Here is a 3,849-nt window from a genome sequence, read left to right as displayed (position 1 = left end):
CAAGTTTAATGATACTTAAAACTTCCGAATATGTTAACCGTGTTCAGTATATCACAGAGTTCGAAGATAGTTTAATTTAAACACTTCAAGTGCCCGGTTCTTTAAGTAGTTAAACTTGCTGACACTAACCGATAATTGATTACAGGCTTCGTTGCGGTTGAAACGTTTCTCAATAATATAATCATGTAAGATAAATTGATATTGTGGATCATCAATTGCATTTAGGGCGTCTTCGACTTCTTTTAACTGGTAAGACAAATCAACGTGGTTTATCAGGCGGCTTTCAGCACCGTTTCGGCTGCTATGGCTTGATACTCCATCGAACGAGGGACTAGAAACCTGATTAAAAGCCGTCAAGTCACATTTTAGTTTGGCATATTGCTTTAATAAATTACAAATCTTCTTAACATCCTGGCGCATTGGAATCACACTTTCTGATCCCAGATATATGTATTAAAAAACGGGGCTATTACACCCCGTTCCGACTAATATCAACACAATGAATACTTGAACAGTTATATTATAGCACTTAAAACAAATATTTTCACCTATAATTGTTTAAAATGAAGCATATTCACTTTAAAACTTACCCGGTTACTAAACCGCGTAATTGTTGAATCATGCTGACAACTTGATACGGTGTCTTTGTCATATCGGTTACCCGGTTTTGATACCAGAATTGTGTCAGCAAGGACACGGCAAAATCGTACTGTTTGTAGCCAGTCAAATCTTCATTCTTGCTAACAGCTGTCTGTACGTAGCCCTTGGCGGCGTCTAAATAGCTTTGGATCATTGGGTCATCTTCGGTCACATCAATTCTTAGGCTTAGTTTAATATCATCAACGGTTACAGCCATGTAATCACTCCTTTTTCCCTTAGTTTTAATTTATGTATAGGGGGTGGCGAATCAACACCCCCTTGTATAACCGTCCCCAAAAGTGGGTACGATTATTTACCAGGCGTGGTTTTTAACGCCACGTTGATTGCAGCGGTCTTATCAATCACTTTATAATCGTTCCGCACAATGACGGAAAGCCCTTGGCTAAACTGGTCGAACTTGTCCCATTGGGCGGTTACTTGGTTACGCCGGAAAACCGCCACCGCTTGTGATAAGTCCCCCGCAATCATTGGGGACGTCCCGTCGATGTTGTTGGCCAGTAACTTGTCACTAATCATGACGACTGGCGCCCCTAACAAGGTGAAGCCACTGGGTGCCGTTGGGTTCGGTTGTAACAGGTAACGGCCATCGGAATCTTTCAAGGTATCAAGGTAGTTGAACCCGGACTGGTTCACTAACCACATTTTGCTCAAAGCGGGATCTAACGTCACATTGAAAATCTTTTTAAGATCATCAATATTGGCAGCCGTTGCTTTGGTGAAACTGGTTCCCGTTAACAAGCTCATAATCTGCGTGTTGTCCGTGTTATCAACCAATTGTTGTAATTGGTTTTTAACTTCACTGACAATATCAACTTCGGCGTCTTCCACCACTTCGTTAGATAAGGCAATCTTACCCGCCCGGGTCTTCACATCAAATGGCACTTCCGTAAACATGTTCGCGTTAACGTCGGCAATGTCCGCTAGTTCTTCCTTAGTAGCCAATACCGCAGATTGTCGGCTAGTAGCAATTGGATAAGTCCCGGAGCCACTAGAAACTTGCTTGACTGTCGCATATTGGGCGAGGTTGTAATTTGATTGCTTTAATTGGAAAACGGGGGTAACCAGCTCCTTAGGAATAACCGCACTAGCGCCGTTAGTCTTTAAACCGTCCCGAGTTTCCCCGTGTGTCCGTACATATTGCTCAAAGGCGGGAATACCGGTTTTGTTTTCATTGCCATTAGGATCAATAATTGTTTGTTTTGCCATGTTGTCAGGCTCCTTTTCTTGGTTAATAAATTTTTCATAGCTACGGGTATCAACTTGCACATTGGTATCGTCATAAGCGGGAACGGCTACCACTGACACATCGAACAAGCTTTTAACTTGATTAATGGTTCGTGTGATATTGCCGTCATCATCTTTAGTCCATTCGTCGGTGTTGTCGTCACTATCAAAGCCAAACGAGCAGGAATCAACGTTCCCACTTTGAACTTCTTCGTAGACGTCATTAGCAAACGACGTATTAGGCAACTGTGCGGTGAAATGTAGCCCCTTATTGTCCGATTCTAGTGTTAATGTCCCCGCCTTAACACTGGCTAATACTTGAGTGTAATCGTGGTTATTAAGCATAAGAACGTTTGATAAATCGACACCATCAAGGGCCTTGGGGGTTACAATCTCGGTGAAACCGCCTAAGTCTTTACTTGGTGAGTTCCATACAATTGCATAACCACTAATTGTTTTACCCTTGCTTGTCTGGGAATCTTTAGGTTGCTGGTCTGCTGAATTTTCAGCTGGCCCGTCTTCGGGTGTTTCTGACTGCGGCGTTTGTGCTCGCAATTCGGCGTCAATCGTTAACCGTCGGTCTTGTTTCATGAATTAGTCACTCCATTCTTTTGTAAGTTTAAGAAAATATTGCCATCGTCAGTTGGTGGCAAGCCAATCTTGGCCCGAGCTTCATTGCGGCTCATAACGCCGCCCGTATAGCCCGCTACTGCTTGGGCTTGTTGCGTTTGCGGATCAAGGCTCAATAGCTTGTCCGTATTAAACGTAAAGTCATGACCAAACTTGAACGATAGCTCGCTGGTAAAACTATCAAAGTAATGTTGCAACGTCCCTTGTAGATACTGCACGCCACTTTGTTCTTGGTTAGAATGATCGTTTTCAACCCCTAAGCGCTCCGGTGGTAAGCCAAAAGCCTTAGCAATTTGTCGGGTCGTCCAGTCATTAGAATTGACCAGCTTTAATACATCGGTATTTAAGGATAAGTTGCTAATATCCATCGTATCGTCAGTCACAATTGTGTTGACCGCATTGTCACCCGTATTGGCTTCATCAAACTGTTTACGAATATTGTCCTTAGCTTCCGGCCCTAAATCAGATTGATGGACTTTAATAACCGTGGTGCCGTGCACACCAGCAGTAAAAAAGCCGGTTAGCAATTTATTGCCGGCCGACTGAATCTGGCGTTCATCTTTGAGGGCATATAAGGGACTAATCCCAGACACGCCGTCTTTGGTGAAATATTTAAAATGTAAAATGTTGTTAGGCGCAATCTGACGACTGTTACCGCCAGTCGGGGTATAGGTGTAGGTCAACGCCCCACTGACGTCATCTTGTTCAACCGTCAATTGGCTATTGGCAATAAATTTCAACGTATGATTAGGCAAAATCTCGGCAAAACTATTGCCATTGAGTAACAGGTTAGCCGCCAACGCATATTTAAAATGGTAGCCGTCCATCTGACTATTGGGGTTCTGATTAATCATTGTATTAAAGATTGCTGTATCGCACATAATTGGATTGCTGGCAATATCGCTCGCAATAATATTAATCGCCGCGTAAATGTCACTATTACGCAACACCGCCGCACTCACAAACGTATACGGGTCGTTACTTGATAAACTAACCAAGGCGTCGGCTACCGGATCATGCGTGCCACTGGTGGTATTGCTTTTAACAAAAAAACTCATTTAATCACCTCTTTGCTTTTCATAATTAATTAGCAAGGCCAGCAGAATCATGGCTATACCAGCCAATATCAATCCCGCTTGCCAGCTGATCCAGCAACCAAAACCAATCACTAAGCAGATTAAGCCAAGCACCAACAAGATCGTTTGTACATAATCAGAACAGATCTGCCGCAGTCGCTGTTTTGTAGTAATCTTCTGCATGCTGTTGATCCTCACTTTCTTGGTAATAGTCCATACCCGCTACAAACGCGTTAATCAACGCCGCAATCGGGTCAAT

The 3,849-nt window shown here is 43.2% G+C and carries 5 protein-coding genes; all 5 read right to left on the bottom strand.

Translation table 11 applies throughout. The features are described from left to right. Nucleotides 1–51 precede the first annotated feature (51 nt). The 5 genes from MMY95_RS15200 to MMY95_RS15180 all read right to left on the bottom strand — a co-directional run bounded on the left by MMY95_RS15200 (nucleotide 52) and on the right by MMY95_RS15180 (nucleotide 3,773). Nucleotides 52–420: a hypothetical protein gene (locus tag MMY95_RS15200; RefSeq protein WP_054519318.1), complete on the bottom strand. Its 369-nt coding sequence runs from the start codon at nucleotides 418–420 to the stop codon at nucleotides 52–54. A 166-nt stretch (nucleotides 421–586) separates the two neighbouring features. Next, nucleotides 587–856 carry a head-tail connector protein gene (locus MMY95_RS15195; RefSeq protein WP_054519319.1) on the bottom strand — a complete coding sequence of 90 codons (270 nt, stop codon included), beginning with the start codon at nucleotides 854–856 and terminating at the stop codon, nucleotides 587–589. 92 nt (nucleotides 857–948) lie between these two features. Next, a complete protein-coding gene (locus MMY95_RS15190) occupies nucleotides 949–2,475 on the bottom strand; it encodes a phage major capsid protein (protein WP_241277793.1) in 1,527 nt (508 codons plus the stop codon). Beyond that, entirely contained in the window at nucleotides 2,472–3,572 is a 1,101-nt protein-coding gene (locus MMY95_RS15185) for a phage portal protein (RefSeq protein ID WP_241277792.1), read from the bottom strand. The genes MMY95_RS15190 and MMY95_RS15185 overlap by 4 nt, the downstream gene beginning before the upstream one ends. Beyond that, a complete protein-coding gene (locus MMY95_RS15180; protein ID WP_061468352.1) occupies nucleotides 3,573–3,773 on the bottom strand; it encodes a hypothetical protein in 201 nt (66 codons plus the stop codon). Between the last annotated feature and the right edge of the window lie 76 nt (nucleotides 3,774–3,849).

Origin of the sequence: Lactiplantibacillus sp. ME-2 (assembly GCF_022549155.1) — a bacterium.
GTDB classification, from domain to species: Bacteria; Bacillota; Bacilli; order Lactobacillales; family Lactobacillaceae; genus Lactiplantibacillus; species Lactiplantibacillus plantarum.
Note: the sequence above shows the minus strand (reverse complement) of the source record. Positions and strands in the feature narration are given on the sequence as shown.